General features: G+C 56.8%; 16 protein-coding genes and 1 tRNA gene. All 17 read left to right on the top strand.

Annotated features, from left to right (window positions below; translation table 11 throughout):
- Window positions 1-20 precede the first annotated feature (20 nt).
- The 17 genes from pnp to AC27VO_RS07835 all read left to right on the top strand — a co-directional run bounded on the left by pnp (window position 21) and on the right by AC27VO_RS07835 (window position 16,824).
- The gene (gene pnp, locus AC27VO_RS07915; RefSeq protein WP_488666161.1) at window positions 21-2,258 is read left to right on the top strand and encodes a polyribonucleotide nucleotidyltransferase; all 2,238 of its coding nucleotides are present in this window, start codon (window positions 21-23) and stop codon (window positions 2,256-2,258) included.
- A 190-nt stretch (window positions 2,259-2,448) separates the two neighbouring features.
- Window positions 2,449-3,195, top strand: a complete 747-nt coding sequence (tpiA, locus tag AC27VO_RS07910; RefSeq protein WP_488666160.1) for a triose-phosphate isomerase — start codon at window positions 2,449-2,451, stop codon at window positions 3,193-3,195.
- A 34-nt stretch (window positions 3,196-3,229) separates the two neighbouring features.
- Window positions 3,230-3,607, top strand: coding sequence for a preprotein translocase subunit SecG (gene secG / locus AC27VO_RS07905; RefSeq protein ID WP_488666159.1), 378 nt, complete (start codon window positions 3,230-3,232; stop codon window positions 3,605-3,607).
- A gap of 131 nt (window positions 3,608-3,738) precedes the next feature.
- Window positions 3,739-3,823 (top strand) — tRNA-Leu (locus tag AC27VO_RS07900).
- A 72-nt stretch (window positions 3,824-3,895) separates the two neighbouring features.
- Complete coding sequence (locus AC27VO_RS07895; RefSeq protein WP_488666158.1) at window positions 3,896-4,255, top strand: NADH-quinone oxidoreductase subunit A; 360 nt, start codon at window positions 3,896-3,898, stop codon at window positions 4,253-4,255.
- 30 nt (window positions 4,256-4,285) lie between these two features.
- A complete protein-coding gene (locus AC27VO_RS07890) occupies window positions 4,286-4,765 on the top strand; it encodes a NuoB/complex I 20 kDa subunit family protein (RefSeq protein WP_042418791.1) in 480 nt (159 codons plus the stop codon).
- A gap of 12 nt (window positions 4,766-4,777) precedes the next feature.
- Entirely contained in the window at window positions 4,778-5,386 is a 609-nt protein-coding gene (locus AC27VO_RS07885) for an NADH-quinone oxidoreductase subunit C (protein ID WP_488666157.1), read from the top strand.
- 30 nt (window positions 5,387-5,416) lie between these two features.
- Complete coding sequence (locus AC27VO_RS07880) at window positions 5,417-6,670, top strand: NADH-quinone oxidoreductase subunit D (protein ID WP_488666156.1); 1,254 nt, start codon at window positions 5,417-5,419, stop codon at window positions 6,668-6,670.
- Entirely contained in the window at window positions 6,667-7,158 is a 492-nt protein-coding gene (gene nuoE, locus AC27VO_RS07875; RefSeq protein WP_488666155.1) for an NADH-quinone oxidoreductase subunit NuoE, read from the top strand. The genes AC27VO_RS07880 and nuoE overlap by 4 nt, the downstream gene beginning before the upstream one ends.
- A complete protein-coding gene (gene nuoF, locus AC27VO_RS07870; RefSeq protein ID WP_488666154.1) occupies window positions 7,155-8,528 on the top strand; it encodes an NADH-quinone oxidoreductase subunit NuoF in 1,374 nt (457 codons plus the stop codon). Before nuoE ends, nuoF begins: the two co-directional genes overlap by 4 nt.
- A 20-nt stretch (window positions 8,529-8,548) precedes the next feature.
- Entirely contained in the window at window positions 8,549-10,669 is a 2,121-nt protein-coding gene (nuoG, locus tag AC27VO_RS07865; RefSeq protein WP_488666153.1) for an NADH-quinone oxidoreductase subunit NuoG, read from the top strand.
- Complete coding sequence (nuoH, locus tag AC27VO_RS07860; RefSeq protein ID WP_488666152.1) at window positions 10,666-11,742, top strand: NADH-quinone oxidoreductase subunit NuoH; 1,077 nt, start codon at window positions 10,666-10,668, stop codon at window positions 11,740-11,742. The genes nuoG and nuoH overlap by 4 nt, the downstream gene beginning before the upstream one ends.
- A gap of 12 nt (window positions 11,743-11,754) precedes the next feature.
- Entirely contained in the window at window positions 11,755-12,264 is a 510-nt protein-coding gene (gene nuoI, locus AC27VO_RS07855) for an NADH-quinone oxidoreductase subunit NuoI (protein ID WP_488666151.1), read from the top strand.
- A gap of 30 nt (window positions 12,265-12,294) precedes the next feature.
- Window positions 12,295-12,969, top strand: coding sequence for an NADH-quinone oxidoreductase subunit J (locus AC27VO_RS07850; protein ID WP_488666150.1), 675 nt, complete (start codon window positions 12,295-12,297; stop codon window positions 12,967-12,969).
- A complete protein-coding gene (gene nuoK / locus AC27VO_RS07845; protein ID WP_042418761.1) occupies window positions 12,966-13,274 on the top strand; it encodes an NADH-quinone oxidoreductase subunit NuoK in 309 nt (102 codons plus the stop codon). Before AC27VO_RS07850 ends, nuoK begins: the two co-directional genes overlap by 4 nt.
- Before the next feature lie 28 nt (window positions 13,275-13,302).
- Window positions 13,303-15,339 carry an NADH-quinone oxidoreductase subunit L gene (gene nuoL / locus AC27VO_RS07840; RefSeq protein WP_488666149.1) on the top strand — a complete coding sequence of 679 codons (2,037 nt, stop codon included), beginning with the start codon at window positions 13,303-13,305 and terminating at the stop codon, window positions 15,337-15,339.
- Between the two features lie 9 nt (window positions 15,340-15,348).
- Complete coding sequence (locus tag AC27VO_RS07835; protein ID WP_488666148.1) at window positions 15,349-16,824, top strand: NADH-quinone oxidoreductase subunit M; 1,476 nt, start codon at window positions 15,349-15,351, stop codon at window positions 16,822-16,824.
- Window positions 16,825-16,830 lie beyond the last annotated feature (6 nt).

Genomic DNA, 16,830 nt, shown 5'->3' with positions numbered 1-16,830 from the left:
ATTCCAAAAGGAGTACACACATGACTATGTTTAATAAAGTAACAAAGACTTTCCAATGGGGCCAGCACACGGTCACGATGGAAACCGGTGAAATCGCCCGCCAAGCCTCCGGCGCTGTGCTGGTGAATATGGATGACACCGTGGTGCTGGCCACTGTGGTCGGCTCCAAGATCGCCAAGGCCGGTCAAGACTTTTTCCCTCTGACCGTTGACTACATCGAGAAGACCTACGCTGCGGGCAAGATCCCTGGCAGCTTCTTCAAGCGCGAAGCCAAGCCTTCGGAGCTGGAGACGCTGACATCGCGTCTGATCGACCGTCCTATCCGTCCTCTGTTCCCTGAAGGTTTCTATAACGATGTGCACGTGGTCATCCACACCATCTCGTTGAACCCTGAAGTGGACGCCGACATCGCCGCCATGATCGCTGTCTCCGCTGCGTTGGCAGTGTCGGGCCTGCCTTTCAATGGCCCCATCGGTGCAGCCCGCGTGGGTTACATCAACGGCGAATACGTGCTGAACCCCGGTCAGACACAGCGCAAGGATTCGCAGATGGATCTGGTCGTTGCCGGCACCGAAGCCGCTGTGCTGATGGTGGAATCCGAAGCCCTGCAGCTGCCTGAAGAAGTGATGCTGGGTGCTGTGGTCTTTGGTCACGAGCAAGGCAAGGTCGCTATCGACGCGATCCACGATCTGGTGCGTGAAGGCGGCAAGCCCGCTTGGGACTGGGCTGCGCCTGCCAAGGACGAAGCCCTGATCGCCAAGGTGACTGAGCTGGGTGAAGCCAAGCTGCGCGCTGCTTACCAAGAACGCAACAAGCAAGTGCGTACGCACGCTTGCCGTCTGGCCTACGCTGATGTGAAGGCTGCATTGACTGAGCAAGGCGTGGCATTCGACGGCGTGAAGGTCGAAGGCATGCTGTTCGATATCGAAGCTGCCATCGTGCGCTCGCAGATCCTGGCGGGTGAGCCCCGTATCGACGGTCGCGACACACGCACTGTGCGCCCCATCGAAATCCGTTCGTCTGTGCTGCCCCGTACCCACGGCTCGGCCCTGTTTACCCGTGGTGAGACCCAGGCTCTGGTGATCTCTACCCTGGGTACCGAGCGCGATGCACAGCGTATCGATGCGCTGGCTGGTGAGTTCGAAGACACCTTCCTGTTCCACTACAACATGCCTCCCTTTGCCACCGGCGAAGTGGGTCGCATGGGTTCGACCAAGCGCCGCGAAATCGGCCACGGCCGTCTGGCCAAGCGCGCTCTGGCAGCTTGCTTGCCTTCCAAGGAAGAATTCCCCTACACCATCCGCGTGGTGTCGGAAATCACTGAATCCAACGGCTCGTCGTCGATGGCATCGGTGTGCGGTGGCTGCCTGTCCATGATGGACGCTGGCGTGCCCATGAAGGCGCACGTGGCCGGTATCGCCATGGGTCTGATCAAGGATGACAACCGTTTCGCCGTGCTGACCGACATCCTGGGTGACGAAGATCACCTTGGTGACATGGACTTCAAGGTGGCGGGTACGACCAACGGTATTACCGCCCTGCAGATGGACATCAAGATCCAAGGTATTACCAAGGAAATCATGCAAGTGGCCCTGGCACAAGCCAAGGAAGCGCGCATGCACATCCTGGGCAAGATGCAAGAAGCCATGGGCGAAGCCAAGACCGAAGTGTCTTCGTTCGCGCCCAAGCTGTTCACCATGAAGATCAACCCCGAGAAGATCCGTGACGTGATCGGTAAGGGCGGTGCCACCATCCGTGCGCTGACCGAAGAGACCGGCACCCAGATCAACATCGAGGAAGATGGCACCATCACCATCGCCGCTACCGACAGCGAAAAGGCTGAAGCCGCCAAGCTGCGTATCGAGCAGATCACTGCCGAAGTTGAAATCGGCAAGATCTACGAAGGTCCGATCGTCAAGATCCTGGAATTCGGTGCGCTGGTGAACCTGTTGCCTGGCAAGGATGGTCTGCTGCACATCAGCCAGATCGCCCATGAGCGCGTGGAAAAGGTCACCGACTATCTGCAAGAAGGTCAAGTGGTCAAGGTCAAGGTTCTGGAAACTGACGACAAGGGCCGCGTGAAGCTGTCGATGAAGGCTTTGCTGGAGCGTCCCGCTGGCATGCCTGAGCGCAGCGAGCGTCCTGCGCCTGCCGAACGTCAGTACCGCGAACCCCGCCAGCCGCGCGAACCCCGTCAGCCACGTGCCGAATCCAACGGCGCAACTGATGCGGATCAGCAGCAGCAACAGCAGCAATAAGCCTGGGGCTTGAAATATCTCGCATGGGGTCGGCGGTGCAAGCTGCTGGCTGCATGAGGGATAAAAAGTGAGCTAATAGCGCTTGCTGCATAAGGATTTAAGCCTTTTTTGGCTTAAATCCTTTTCGTGTACCTAGGGTGCGCGTTTTCGATGATTGCGATCAATACCATCTGGATGATGTTGTGACCCCATGAAGAAGAAACTGATTGTTGGCAACTGGAAGATGAATGGCGGCTTGCAAGCCAATGCCGACCTGGTGTCTGGCTTGGTGCAAGGCCTGCCGGCTCCGTTGAACTGCGGTGTGGGCGTGGCGGTGCCTGCGGTGTATCTGGCGCAGGTGCAGGCGCTGGTGCAGGGCGCGGGAATCGATGTGGCGGCGCAGGATGTGTCGCAACACGCCAAAGGTGCGTACACCGGCGAAATCTCGGCAGCCATGCTGCAGGACTTCGGCGCGCGCTACGCACTGGTCGGTCACTCGGAGCGCCGCCAGTATCATGCGGAAACCGATGGCGTTGTCGCCGCCAAGGCGCAAGCCGCGCTGGCTGTGGGTGTGACACCCATCGTCTGCGTGGGGGAGACCCTGGCGGAGCGCGAAGCCGGTCAGACGGAGCAGGTTGTCAAGCGCCAACTGGCTGCAGTGATTCAGCAGGTGGGTCAGTGCGTGAGTGAGCTGGTGGTGGCTTATGAGCCTGTCTGGGCCATTGGCACCGGTAAGACTGCAACCCCTGAGCAGGCGCAAGCGGTGCACGCTGTGCTGCGTGCGCAGCTGGCTGCAGCCACGGAGCATGCAGCGCGCATCCCGTTGCTGTATGGCGGCAGCATGAATGCGGCGAATGCTGCAGAGTTGCTGGCGCAAGCGGATATTGATGGCGGTTTGGTGGGCGGAGCGTCCCTCAAGGCGGCCGACTTTTTGCAGATCATTACGGCAGCCAATTGATTGGCGGCTGATTGCGTTTAACTGAGGAGTAGGAATGAGCGCGTTTGCGACATTGATTTTGGCTGTACAGATGTTGTCGGCCTTGGCCATGATTGGTTTGATTTTGATTCAGCACGGCAAGGGTGCAGACATGGGTGCTGCATTCGGTAGCGGCACGTCGGGTAGCCTGTTTGGCGCCAGTGGCAGCGCCAACTTCCTGTCGCGCAGCACCGGCACATTGGCGACGGTGTTCTTTGTGGCGACTTTGGCGCTGGCATATCTGGGCAACTCGCGCCCTGCCAGCACTGGCAGCGTTTTGGAGAGTGCACCAGTTCCAGCAGTCGCGGCACCAGCGGCTCCTGCCGTGGACAGCACCGTGCCTGTAGCCCCTGCTGCACCAGCGCAAGGCGTGGACCAGATCCCTGCCAAATAATTGAGCCAAACCCTCAGAGAAATGCTGTGGCGCAGCATTTCTCAGGTTAGAATCCACAAGTTGCTCAGAAAGCGATAGCCCAGTTAGAGGGGGCTCCTCATACGATCTGAGTGATTTGAGACTTAAAAAATGCCGTCGTGGTGGAATTGGTAGACACGCTATCTTGAGGGGGTAGTGGCGAAAGCTGTGCGAGTTCGAGTCTCGCCGACGGCACCATCATAAATACAGCCTGCCCATGATCAGGCAGTGGTCGAGGGCAAGGTCAACAAGCGGAAAACGCGACCTCACATGAACCTCGAGCAATATCTCCCGGTCCTGCTTTTCATTTTGGTAGGCATCGCCGTGGGAGTCGTTCCCCTCGTTCTTGGCTATGTACTGGGCCCCAATCGCCCAGATGACGCCAAAAATTCTCCTTACGAATGCGGCTTTGAAGCCTTTGAAGACGCGCGCATGAAATTCGATGTGCGCTTCTATCTGATCGCCATTCTGTTCATCCTGTTTGATTTGGAAATCGCATTCCTGCTGCCTTGGGCTGTTTCGCTGCAAGACGTTGGCATGACCGGTTTCGTCGCTGTTCTCATCTTCCTGGCCGTTCTTGTCGTGGGCTTTGCCTACGAGTGGAAAAAGGGCGCCCTGGATTGGGAATAAGTACACGCACTCCTCAAAAAAGGACACACGATGATTGAAGGCGTGATGAAGGAAGGCTTCGTCACCACGAGCTATGACGCCGTGGTGAACTGGGCCAAGACCGGTTCTATTTGGCCGATGACATTCGGTCTGGCTTGCTGTGCGGTGGAGATGATGCATGCTGCGGCTGCGCGCTATGACTTGGCGCGTTTTGGTGCAGAAGTGTTTCGTCCCTCGCCCCGTCAGTCGGACCTGATGATTGTGGCTGGTACTTTGTGCAACAAGATGGCACCTGCGCTGCGCAAGGTGTATGACCAGATGTCAGAGCCCCGCTGGGTGCTGTCCATGGGTTCTTGTGCCAATGGTGGTGGTTACTACCACTACAGCTACTCGGTGGTGCGCGGTTGCGACCGCATTGTTCCAGTGGATGTGTATGTGCCGGGCTGCCCGCCCACAGCTGAAGCGCTGATCTACGGCATCATCCAGCTGCAGCAAAAAATCCGCCGCACGAACACCATCGCCCGCGTTTAAGGAGCCGAGAGGATGTCCGCTTTTGCAATTCAGCCCGAAGCACTTCGGGATCTGGTGGCTGCTGCATTGGGTGACCAAGCGCGCAGCGTGACCGTTAAGCTCGGTGAAGTCACTGTCGAAGTGCCTGCCAGCCATTACCTGGAGGTCATGCGCAAGCTGCGCGATACCCCAGGTTGCCAGTTCGAGCAGTTGATTGACCTGTGTGGTGTGGATTATTCGGCCTACCAAGAAGTGGGGCGCGATGGCGCACGCTTTGTGGTGGTGTCGCAGCTGCTGTCGGTGAGTCTGAACCAGCGCGTTCGCGTGCGTGCATCGTGTGCCGATGATGATTTTCCGGTCGTTGCTTCCATGTGCGAGCTGTGGAGCAGCGCAAACTGGTTCGAGCGCGAAGCGTTCGATCTGTTTGGCATCATTTTCGAAGGCCACACCGATTTGCGCCGCATCTTGACCGACTATGGTTTTATCGGCCACCCATTCCGCAAGGACTTCCCTCTGTCTGGTCATGTGGAAATGACGTATGACACGGAGCAGCGCCGCGTGGTCTACCAACCCGTCACGATCGAGCCGCGTGAAATCACGCCGCGCATCATCCGTGAAGAGAACTACGGAGGGCTGCACTGATCGCCGCAAGGCGTCGATCGGTTGAAGAACATGGCTGAAATCAAAAACTATTCCATCAACTTCGGTCCCCAGCACCCGGCAGCGCACGGTGTGTTGCGTCTGGTGCTGGAGCTGGACGGTGAAGTGGTGCAACGCGCGGATCCGCACGTTGGTCTGCTGCACCGCGCCACAGAAAAACTCGCTGAGCACAAGACCTATATCCAGTCGCTGCCCTATATGGACCGTCTGGACTATGTGTCGATGATGTGCAACGAGCACGCTTACTGCTTGGCCATCGAAAAACTGCTGGGCATTGAAGTGCCCAAGCGTGCGCAGTACATCCGCGTGATGTTCAGCGAAATCACCCGCTTGCTCAATCACCTGATGTGGCTGGGCTCGAACGGCATGGACTGCGGTGCATCGACGGTGCTGATGTGGACCTTCCGTGAACGTGAAGATCTGTTTGACATGTACGAAGCCGTCTCCGGCGCGCGCATGCACGCAGCCTATTTCCGTCCCGGTGGTGTGTACCGTGACCTGCCTGACAGCATGCCCCAGTTCAAAGCGAACAAGGTGCGCAACGCCAAGGGCATTGAAAAACTCAATGCGAACCGTCAAGGTTCGCTGCTGGACTTCATTGAAGACTTCACCAACCGCTTCCCTGCGTGTGTGGACGAGTATGAAGCGTTGCTGACCGATAACCGTATCTGGAAGCAGCGTATGGTGGGGATCGGTGTGGTGACACCGGAGCGTGCATTGAACATGGGCTTTACCGGCCCGATGTTGCGCGGCTCGGGTATCGCTTGGGATTTGCGTAAGAAGCAGCCCTATGAAATCTATAGCGAGCTGGACTTTGATATTCCGGTGGGCAAGACCGGTGACTGCTATGACCGTTACTTGGTGCGCGTCGCAGAAATGCGCCAGTCCAACGAGCTGATCAAGCAGTGCATCAAGTGGCTGCGCGCCAACCCTGGCCCTGTCATCACGGAAAACCACAAGATTGCACCACCGGCCCGTGAAGACATGAAGTCCAACATGGAGTCGCTGATTCACCACTTCAAGCTGTTCACCGAGGGCTTCAAGGTGCCTGAAGGCGAAACCTATGCGGCGGTAGAGCACCCCAAGGGTGAGTTTGGTATTTATATGGTGAGTGATGGTGCTAACAAGCCCTATCGCTTGAAGATTCGCGCACCGGGCTTCGCCCACTTGGCGATGATGGACGAGGTGGTCAGTGGCCACATGCTGTCTGACGTGGTGGCGATTATCGGCACCATGGATATCGTGTTCGGAGAGATTGACCGATGATTACTGAAGCGACCAAAGCGCGTTTCGCGCGCGAAGTGGCGAAGTACCCGGCTGACCAGAAGCAGTCTGCAGTGATGGCATGTTTGTCCATTGCGCAGCAAGAGCTGGGCTGGGTCAGCCCCGAGAGCGAGGCGGTGATCGCCGAAGTGCTGGACATGCCCCAGATCGCTGTGCACGAAGTCACAACGTTCTACAACATGTACAACCAGCAGCCTGTCGGCAAGTACAAGCTCAATGTGTGTACCAATTTGCCTTGCCAGCTGCGCGACGGTTACAAGGCGCTGCACCACCTGGAGGCCAAGCTGGGCATCAAGATGGGGCAAACAACGCCTGACGGTATGTTTACCTTGCAGCAGTCTGAGTGCCTGGGTGCATGTGCAGACTCTCCCGTCATGCTGGTGAATGACCGTTGCATGTGCAGCTTCATGAGCAACGAAAAGCTCGATGAGCTGGTCGATGGCCTGCGCGCATCGGAGGGCAAGGTATGAGCACGATTTTGAACAATCCTGCCGCCAATGACGTCTTGGCTAAGTTTGTCTCGAAGGGCAATGAAACTTGCTTTCACGATCGCCACATTGATCCACAGATCTATGCGGGCTTGAACGGCCAAAATTGGTCGCTCAAGGAGTATGAGGCACGTGGCGGTTACCAAGCGCTGAAGAAGCTGCTGGGTCAAGACGGTGGCAATGGTCTGACGCAGGACGAAGTCATTGCGACGCTCAAGGAGTCCGGTCTGCGTGGCCGCGGCGGCGCAGGCTTTCCCACGGGCTTGAAGTGGAGCTTCATGCCGCGTCAGTTTCCTGGTCAGAAGTACTTGGTGTGCAACTCGGATGAGGGCGAACCTGGTACGTGCAAGGATCGTGAGATCCTCATGCACAACCCCCATATCGTGATTGAAGGCATGGTCATTGCCGCTTTCGCTATGGGCATCAATGTGGGCTACAACTACATCCACGGCGAAATTTTCCAGGCCTACGAGCGTTTTGAAGCTGCGCTGGAAGAAGCGCGCGCTGCAGGTTATTTGGGCGATCGCATCCTGGGTAGTGAATTCAGCTTTCAGCTGCATGCACACCATGGCTTTGGTGCTTACATCTGTGGTGAAGAAACGGCGTTGCTGGAGTCGTTGGAAGGCAAGAAGGGGCAGCCCCGCTTCAAGCCCCCATTTCCGGCCAGCTTTGGCCTGTACGGCAAGCCCACGACGATCAATAACACCGAAACCTTTGCGGCAGTGCCTTGGATCATCCGCAACGGTGGTGCCGCCTATTTGGCGTGCGGTAAACCCAACAACGGTGGCACCAAGATCTTCTCGGTCAGCGGTGATGTGAATCTGCCGGGCAACTACGAAGTACCCATGGGTACGCCTTTCAGCAAGCTGCTGGAGCTGGCGGGTGGTGTGCGTACGGGGCGCAAGCTCAAGGCGGTGATTCCTGGTGGTTCGTCTTCGCCAGTGCTGCCTGCAGACACCATCATGGAATGCACGATGGACTATGACTCCATCGCCAAGGCTGGCTCCATGCTGGGTTCGGGTGCCGTGATCGTTATGGACGATTCGCGCGACATGGTGGAGAGCCTGTTGCGCCTGTCGTACTTCTATTCCCACGAGTCGTGTGGTCAGTGCACTCCTTGCCGTGAAGGTACGGGCTGGCTGTGGCGCGTGGTCAAACGTATTCAGGAAGGCGAAGGCCGCCCTGAAGACATCGAGTTGCTGGACTCTGTGTCCGTCAACATCATGGGGCGCACGATTTGTGCGCTGGGCGATGCGGCTGCAATGCCTGTGCGCGCCATGATCAAGCATTTCCGCCACGAATTTGAAGCCAAGATTGCCGCGGCTGCGAAGTCGGGCTCCACAGCTGCCTGATCGCGAGAGGCGAGAGACATATGGTTGAAATTGAATTAGACGGCAAGAAAGTGGAGGTCGCTCCCGGCAGCATGGTCATGCATGCTGCTGAGAAGGCCGGCACCTACATTCCGCACTTTTGCTATCACAAGAAACTTTCCATTGCTGCCAATTGCCGCATGTGCTTGGTGGAAGTGGAAAAGGCTCCCAAGCCACTGCCCGCGTGCGCCACACCTGTGACGCAAGGCATGATTGTTCGCACCAAAAGCGAAAAAGCGATCAAGGCCCAGCAGTCGGTGATGGAGTTTTTGCTCATCAACCACCCCTTGGATTGCCCGATTTGCGACCAAGGTGGTGAGTGCCAGTTGCAAGACTTGGCCGTGGGTTATGGCGGTACGGGTTCGCGCTACGACGAAGAAAAGCGCGTGGTGCCTCACAAAGATGTGGGCCCACTGATTTCCATGGAGGAAATGAGCCGCTGCATCCACTGCACACGCTGCGTGCGCTTTGGCCAGGAAATGGCCGGCGTCATGGAGTTGGGTATGGTCAATCGCGGTGAGCACTCTGAGATCACCACGGTGATGGGTGACACCGTGGACTCCGAACTGTCGGGCAACATGATCGATCTGTGCCCTGTGGGTGCGTTGACCAGCAAGCCCTTCCGCTACAGCGCCCGTACGTGGGAGTTGTCGCGCCGCAAGTCGGTGTCTCCTCACGACTCCACCGGTGCCAACCTGATTGTTCAGGTGAAGAACCACAAGGTGATGCGTGTGGTGCCTTTTGAGAATGAAGCCGTCAACGAGTGCTGGATTGCTGATCGTGATCGTTTCTCTTATGAAGCGCTGAACAGCGAAGAGCGCCTGACACAGCCCATGATCAAGCAGGGTGGTGAATGGAAGTCTGTGGACTGGCAAACCGCGTTGGAATACGTGGCCAATGGTCTCAAGCAGATCAAGGATCAGCACGGTGCACAAAGCATTGGTGCCCTGGTCAGCCCCCACAGCACGCTGGAAGAGTTGTTCCTGAGTGGCCAACTGCTGCGCGGCATGGGCAGTGACAACATCGACTGGCGCTTGCGCAATGCGCAATTCAGCACCGCTGATGGTGTGCGCTGGCTGGGTACGTCGATTGCTGCACTGTCTGATTTGCAAGCAGTGCTGGTGATTGGCTCCAACTTGCGCAAAGACCACCCCTTGTTTGCACAGCGCATTCGCCAAGCAACCAAGAAGGGCGCGCAAGTGTTTGCGCTGAACGCCAAGGTGTACGACTGGGCCATGCCTGTGGCTGCTTCGGTGGTCGCAGCACAAGACTGGGCGCAAGCATTGGCTGATGTGGCGGCTGCCGTAGCTGCAGCCAAGGGCGTGCAAGCGCCTGTGGCGGGTCAAGCCAATGCAGAAGCGCAGGCCATTGCCCAAGCCCTGCTGGCAGGTGAGCGCAAAGCAGTATTGCTGGGCAATGCCGCAGCACACCATGCACAAGCGGATGAGTTGCTGGCATTGGCCAACTGGATTGCGGCACAAACTGGTGCGACAGCAGGTTACCTGACCGAAGCTGCCAACACGGTGGGTGCACAGTGGGTCAAGGCGCAACCTCAAACCAATGGTCTGAATGCTGCGCAAATGATGGATGGTGGTTTGAAGGCAGCTATTTTGCTGAACAACGAACCCGCCTTTGACAGCGCTGCAGGCCAAAAGGCTTTGCAAGGTCTGAATAAAGCCGAGGTGGTGGTGACTTTGAGCCCCTTCAAGAGCAATCTGGAAATCAGCGATGTGCTGCTGCCCATCGCTCCTTTCACCGAGACCTCTGGCACCTTTGTGAATGCCGAAGGCCGCGTGCAAAGTTTCCATGCGGTGGTCAAGCCTCTGGGTGAAACCCGTCCTGCATGGAAGGTGCTGCGTGTGCTGGCAAACCTGCTGGGCGTACAAGGCTTTGACTACGAGTCTTCGCAAGATGTGCTGGCAACCGCCGTCGGTGCTGAAACCCGTGAAGTGCCAGCACAAGCGCTGAGCAACGTGACCCAGGTCGCTGCAGAGGTGCAAGGTGGCGCTGTGGCTGAACCTGCTGTGGCAAGCATCTATCAACTGGACAGCATTGTCCGACGTGCGACATCGCTGCAATTGACGGCAGATGCGCGCCAGGCACAAGTGGGAGGTGCCGCATGATCGACGAACTGAACATGGCAGGCGCAGGCCTGGTCAATGCTGCTTGGTGGTCGGATGTGGCTTGGCCTGTCATCTGGATCTTGCTCGGTATCGTGGCAATTGTGTTGCCACTGATGATTGCCGTGGCGTACCTAACTTTGTGGGAGCGCAAGTTCTTGGGCTGGATTCAGGTGCGCCCGGGTCCTAACCGTGTCGGTCCCTGGGGCCTGTTGCAGCCCATGGCCGATGGCCTGAAGTTGCTGACCAAAGAGCTGATCATGCCCACGGTGGCATCCAAGGGCTTGTTCTATGTGGGGCCAGTTATGGCCATCATGCCCGCCCTTGCTGCGTGGGTAGCTATACCTTTTGCACCAGAGGTCGCGATGGCCAATGTGAATGCAGGTTTGCTGCTGGTGATGGCCATCACTTCCATTGAGGTGTATGGCGTGATCATCGCGGGCTGGGCATCGAACTCCAAGTACGCCTTCTTGGGTGCACTGCGCGCTTCGGCACAGATGATCAGCTATGAAATCGCCATGGGCTTTTGCTTCCTGGTCGTGATCATGGTCACTGGCAGCATGAATTTGACGCAGATTGTGCTGAGCCAAGGCCAGGGGCAGTTCGCCGGTATGGGCATCAGCTTCCTGTCGTGGAACTGGCTGCCATTGCTGCCGATCTTCTTTGTCTACCTGATCTCCGGTGTGGCTGAAACCAACCGTGCGCCATTTGACGTAGTGGAAGGTGAGTCGGAAATCGTGGCCGGTCACATGGTCGAGTACTCGGGCATGGGCTTTGCGATCTTCTTCTTGGCCGAATACGCCAGCATGTGGCTGGTGTCCATCTTGGCGGTGGTCATGTTCTTGGGTGGTTGGTTACCGCCTGTCGATGCACTGGGCTTCATCCCCGGCTGGATCTGGCTGGCACTGAAGACCGCTTTTGTGGTGACCTGCTTTGTGTGGATTCGCGCCACCTTCCCGCGCTTCCGTTATGACCAGATCATGCGTCTGGGCTGGAAGATCTTTATCCCTGTCACCTTGGTGTGGCTGGTCATCGTGGGTGCCTGGTTGCACTCGCCTTGGAACATTTGGAATTAAGCGGGGACACCAATGGCTGCTGTTGCTGCTACACCTTTCTCTATCAAGGATTTCTTCAAGAGCTTTTTGCTCGTGGAACTGTTCAAGGGCATGGCCCTGACCGGACGCAAAGCGTTTTCGCCCCGCGTGACGATTCAGTTCCCTGAAGAAAAAACACCTTTGTCGCCACGTTTTCGTGGCCTGCACGCCCTGCGCCGTTATGACAACGGCGAAGAGCGCTGCATTGCCTGCAAGCTGTGTGAGGCCGTGTGCCCCGCCATGGCGATCACGATCGAGTCCGACGTGCGTGATGATGGCTCGCGCCGCACCACACGCTACGACATTGATCTGACCAAGTGCATCTTCTGCGGTTTCTGCGAAGAAAGCTGCCCAGTGGATTCAATTGTGGAAACACAAATTTTCGAATACCACGGCGAAAAGCGTGGCGACCTGTACTTCACCAAGGACATGTTGCTGGCCGTGGGCGACCGCTATGAAGCCGACATCGCTGCTGCCAAGGCAGCCGATGCCAAGTACCGCTAAAGCGGCTCCTGATCCAGAAAGATTCGAATCATGGACGCCAAAACTGGTTTCTTCTATCTCTTCTCGGCGGTGATGCTGTTTGCAGCCTTCCGAGTCATCACGTCGCGTAACCCTGTGCACGCGGTGTTGAACCTGATCCTTGCTTTCTCGCAAGCTGCTGCCATTTGGCTGATGCTCAAGGCTGAGTTCTTGGGCATTGCCTTGGTGGTGGTGTACTTGGGCGCGGTGATGGTGTTGTTTATGTTCGTGGTGATGATGTTGGACATCCGCATTGATCGCGTACGACAAGGTTTCTGGAAGCATTTCCCTGTGGCTGCATTCATCGGTGCAGTCGTCGCACTCGAAATGGCCTTGGTACTGATGGCGGGCTTTGGCACCGTCGATGAAGCCAAGCCTGTTGCCGAGTTGCTGAACAAGCAAGGTGAGGTGCTGCCGTACTCCAACACACAGGCACTGGGCCGTTTGCTCTATACCCAATACCTGTATCCCGTTGAAATTGCTGCCATCTTGCTGCTGGTTGCAATGATCACGGCCATTGCGTTGACCATGCGTAAGCGCAAGGACACTAATAAAGCGATCAACCCTGCGATCCAGGTGCGTGTGCGCGCTGCAGACCGCATCAGTTTGGTGAAGATGGAAGCCACGAAGACGGCTCCTGTTGCTGAAGCTGTCGAGGGTGAGACCGCCGTGGAGGAGAAAAAATGACGCTCACACTCGGGCACTTTCTGACGCTGGGGGCCATGCTCTTTGCCATCTCGGTGATCGGTATTTTCCTGAACCGGAAAAACCTGATCGTCTTGCTGATGTGCATTGAATTGATGCTCTTGGCGGTCAACACCAACTTTGTGGCCTTCTCGCACTACCTGGGCGATATGCATGGCCAAGTGTTTGTGTTCTTCATCCTGACGGTTGCGGCCGCGGAATCTGCGATTGGCTTGGCCATCCTGGTGCTGCTGTTCCGTAACAAGTCCAGTATCAATGCGGAAGATCTCGACACCCTCAAGGGTTGAGTCGCCGGTATTTGCAAGGTTCTGAAGAATGAGTCAAACACTTTCTGCATCCATGCTTTTGGCAGTACCGCTGGCGCCGCTGGCGGGTTCTGTTCTAGCAGGCATATTCGGCACCGCGTTTGGTGGCAACAAGTTCGGCCGTGGCGTGAGCCACTCGCTGACCATCTTGGGCGTGCTGGTCTCTTTTATCCTGTCGGCTCTGGTTTTCCAATCGGTGGTCTTTGACGGTGCACGCTTTGACCAAACCATCTATGAATGGATGACGGTCGGCAGCCTGAAGATGGAAATCGGTTTCCTGATCGATTCCATCACTGCCATGATGATGTGCGTGGTGACCTTTGTGTCGCTGATGGTGCACATCTACACCATGGGCTACATGGAAGAAGATGACGGCTACAACCGCTTCTTCTCGTACATCTCGTTGTTTACCTTCTCCATGCTGATGCTAGTGATGAGCAACAACCTGCTGCAACTGTTCTTCGGGTGGGAAGCTGTGGGTCTGGTGTCGTACCTGCTGATCGGCTTCTACTTCAAGAAGCCCACAGCCACATTTGCCAACATGAAGGCCTTTTTGGTCAACCGTGTGGGTGACTTTGGCTTCATCTTGGGTATTGGCCTGATTGCGGCTTACACCGGTACGCTGAACTACGCAGAAATCTTTGCCAAATTGCCTGAGTTTGCAACGCAAACTTTGCCTGGCACGGATTGGTCGCTGGTCACCGTGACAGCCATCTGTCTGTTCATTGGTGCGATGGGTAAGTCGGCACAGTTCCCGCTGCACGCCTGGCTGCCAGACTCCATGGAAGGCCCCACACCTATCTCTGCGCTGATTCACGCAGCGACCATGGTGACGGCCGGTATTTTCATGGTCTCGCGCATGTCGCCGCTGTATGAGCTGTCGGATGTGGCGCTGAACTTCATCTTGGTGATCGGCTCCATCACCGCCCTGTTCATGGGCATCTTGGGCATCATCCAGAACGACATCAAGCGCGTGATTGCGTACTCCACGCTGTCACAGCTGGGCTATATGACCATCGCTTTGGGCGTGTCGGCCTACTCGGTCGCCACCTTCCACCTGATGACGCACGCGTTCTTCAAAGCGCTGCTGTTCCTCGGGGCGGGTTCCGTGATCATGGGCATGCACCACAACCAGGACATTCGCTGGATGGGTGGTGTGCGCAAGTACATGCCCATCACCTGGATTACGTTCCTGCTGGGTAACTTGGCGCTGATTGGAACGCCGTTCTTCTCGGGCTTTTACTCGAAGGACGCGATCATCGAAGCGGTACACGCATCGAACCTGCCCGCATCTGGTTTTGCCAACTTCGCAGTGCTGGCGGGCGTGTTCATCACGGCCTTCTACTCGTTCCGCCTGTACTTCATCGTGTTCCACGGTAAAGAGCGCTACGACCAGAACCCTGATGCCCACCATGATGACCATCACGGTCATGACGACCACGGCCATGGCCACGATGCCAAACCCCACGAATCTCCCTGGGTGGTGACGGCGCCTTTGGTGCTGCTGGCCATTCCCTCGGTGGTCATTGGCGCGATAGCGCTGATGCCCATGTTGTTCGGTGACTTCTTCAAGGGCGTGATCTTTATCGATACCGTCAAGCACCCTGCGATGGCTGAGCTGGCAGAGAAGATCCACGGCTGGTTGCCTATGGCATTGCACGGCTTCCAGACGGCGCCTTTCTGGTTGGCTCTGGCGGGTGTGGTGGTGTCCTATGTGTTCTACATGGTCAAGCCTGAGATTCCTGCGGCCATCATGGCTTTCTCCAAGAAGATCGGCCTGTACCAAGTGCTGGAAGGCAAGTACGGCGTGGACTGGGTCTACGAGAACATCTTCGCTCGTGGCGCGCGTGTCTTGGGCACCGTGTTCTGGAAGGCTGGCGACCAGGCTGTCATCGACGGTGCGGTTGTGAACGGCTCTTGGAAGATTGTGGGCAAGATCGCTTCGGTGATCCGCTGGTTCCAGTCTGGTTACATCTACCACTACGCGTTGGTCATGATTTTGGGCATCTTCTTGCTCATGACCTACTTCGTGTGGCTCAACAAGTAAGGAAGAAAAATGGGTTTGTTGAGTCTTGCCATTTGGACACCTATCGTCTTTGGTGTCCTGCTGCTGGCCTTCGGTAAAGACAGCTGCGCGCGTGGTGTTCGTTGGGTTGCGCTGCTAGGTTCCATCCTGGGCCTGCTGGTTACGCTGCCGCTGTACACCGGTTTTGAAACCGCTTCGGCGAACATGCAGTTCGTTGAAAAGCTGCTGTGGATTGAACGCTTCAATATCCACTACCACCTGGGCCTGGATGGTCTGTCGTTCTGGTTTGTGCCTTTGACGGCTTTCATCACGGTGATCGTGGTGATGGCTTCCTGGGAAAACATCACCGAGCGCGTGAACCAGTACATGGGTGCCTTCCTGGTGCTGTCGGGTCTGATGATCGGCGTCTTCTCGGCACTGGACGTCTTGCTGTTCTATGTGTTCTTTGAAGCCACGCTGATTCCCATGTACCTGATCATTGGTATCTGGGGTGGCCCCAACAAGATCTACGCTGCGTTCAAGTTCTTCCTGTACACCTTGATGGGCTCGCTGCTCACCTTGGTGGCCATCATCTACTTGTACAACGTCTCGGGTGGCAGTTTTGACATCCAGACATGGCACAAGCTGCCTTTGGGCTCCCTGCCACAGACCTTGGTGTTCTTTGCCTTCTTCGCCGCATTCGCGGTGAAGGTGCCAATGTTCCCCTTCCACACATGGTTGCCCGATGTGCACGTGGAAGCGCCCACAGGCGGCTCTGCGGTGCTGGCCGCCATCATGCTGAAGCTGGGTGCCTACGGTTTCCTGCGTTTTTCTCTGCCCATCGCTCCTGACGCTGCGCGTGAATGGGCATGGTTGATGATTGCGCTGTCGCTGATTGCTGTGGTCTACGTGGGCATGGTGGCCCTGGTGCAGCGCGACATGAAAAAGCTGGTGGCTTATTCGTCGGTGGCGCACATGGGTTTTGTGACCCTCGGCTTCTTCATCTTCAATGACCTGGGCGTGTCCGGCGGTATCGTGCAGATGATTGCCCACGGCTTCGTCTCGGGCGCCATGTTCCTGTGTATCGGCGTGTTGTACGACCGTGTGCATTCGCGTGAAATCTCAGCTTACGGCGGTGTGGTCAACACCATGCCCAAGTTTGCAGCGTTTGCCCTGTTGTTTGCCATGGCCAACTGCGGCTTGCCTGCTACTGCTGGTTTTGTCGGTGAATGGATGGTGATTCTGGGTGCTGTGAAGTTCAACTTCTGGGTGGGCCTGCTGGCTTCGACGGCACTGATCTTCGGCGCGGCTTACACCTTGTGGATGTACAAGCGCGTGTACCTGGGCCCTGTGGGCAATGACAACGTCAAAAACCTGGAAGACATCGGCTGCCGTGAGTTCCTGATCTTGGCGATCCTGGCTGTTGCAGTGTTGTACATGGGTCTGTATCCCAAGCCCTTCACGGATGTGATGGATCCTTCGGTGGCTGAGCTGCTCAAGCACGTCGCCCAATCCAAGCTTCCTTGACCAGAC

The organism is Comamonas sp. 14P8.1.4 (genome assembly GCF_057799285.1).
The sequence above is the reverse complement of the archived record's forward strand: the minus strand, read 5'-3'. Positions and strand labels throughout refer to the sequence as shown.

Coding starts and splice junctions, on each gene's coding strand:
- AC27VO_RS07880 (WP_488666156.1), top strand. CDS start 5,417: ATGGCTGAAATCAAAAACTATTCCATCAACTTCGGTCCCCAGCACCCG.
- tpiA (WP_488666160.1), top strand. CDS start 2,449: ATGAAGAAGAAACTGATTGTTGGCAACTGGAAGATGAATGGCGGCTTG.
- nuoK (WP_042418761.1), top strand. CDS start 12,966: ATGACGCTCACACTCGGGCACTTTCTGACGCTGGGGGCCATGCTCTTT.
- pnp (WP_488666161.1), top strand. CDS start 21: ATGACTATGTTTAATAAAGTAACAAAGACTTTCCAATGGGGCCAGCAC.
- nuoG (WP_488666153.1), top strand. CDS start 8,549: ATGGTTGAAATTGAATTAGACGGCAAGAAAGTGGAGGTCGCTCCCGGC.
- AC27VO_RS07885 (WP_488666157.1), top strand. CDS start 4,778: ATGTCCGCTTTTGCAATTCAGCCCGAAGCACTTCGGGATCTGGTGGCT.
- nuoF (WP_488666154.1), top strand. CDS start 7,155: ATGAGCACGATTTTGAACAATCCTGCCGCCAATGACGTCTTGGCTAAG.
- nuoH (WP_488666152.1), top strand. CDS start 10,666: ATGATCGACGAACTGAACATGGCAGGCGCAGGCCTGGTCAATGCTGCT.
- AC27VO_RS07850 (WP_488666150.1), top strand. CDS start 12,295: ATGGACGCCAAAACTGGTTTCTTCTATCTCTTCTCGGCGGTGATGCTG.
- nuoI (WP_488666151.1), top strand. CDS start 11,755: ATGGCTGCTGTTGCTGCTACACCTTTCTCTATCAAGGATTTCTTCAAG.
- nuoE (WP_488666155.1), top strand. CDS start 6,667: ATGATTACTGAAGCGACCAAAGCGCGTTTCGCGCGCGAAGTGGCGAAG.
- AC27VO_RS07895 (WP_488666158.1), top strand. CDS start 3,896: ATGAACCTCGAGCAATATCTCCCGGTCCTGCTTTTCATTTTGGTAGGC.
- AC27VO_RS07835 (WP_488666148.1), top strand. CDS start 15,349: ATGGGTTTGTTGAGTCTTGCCATTTGGACACCTATCGTCTTTGGTGTC.
- AC27VO_RS07890 (WP_042418791.1), top strand. CDS start 4,286: ATGATTGAAGGCGTGATGAAGGAAGGCTTCGTCACCACGAGCTATGAC.
- secG (WP_488666159.1), top strand. CDS start 3,230: ATGAGCGCGTTTGCGACATTGATTTTGGCTGTACAGATGTTGTCGGCC.
- nuoL (WP_488666149.1), top strand. CDS start 13,303: ATGAGTCAAACACTTTCTGCATCCATGCTTTTGGCAGTACCGCTGGCG.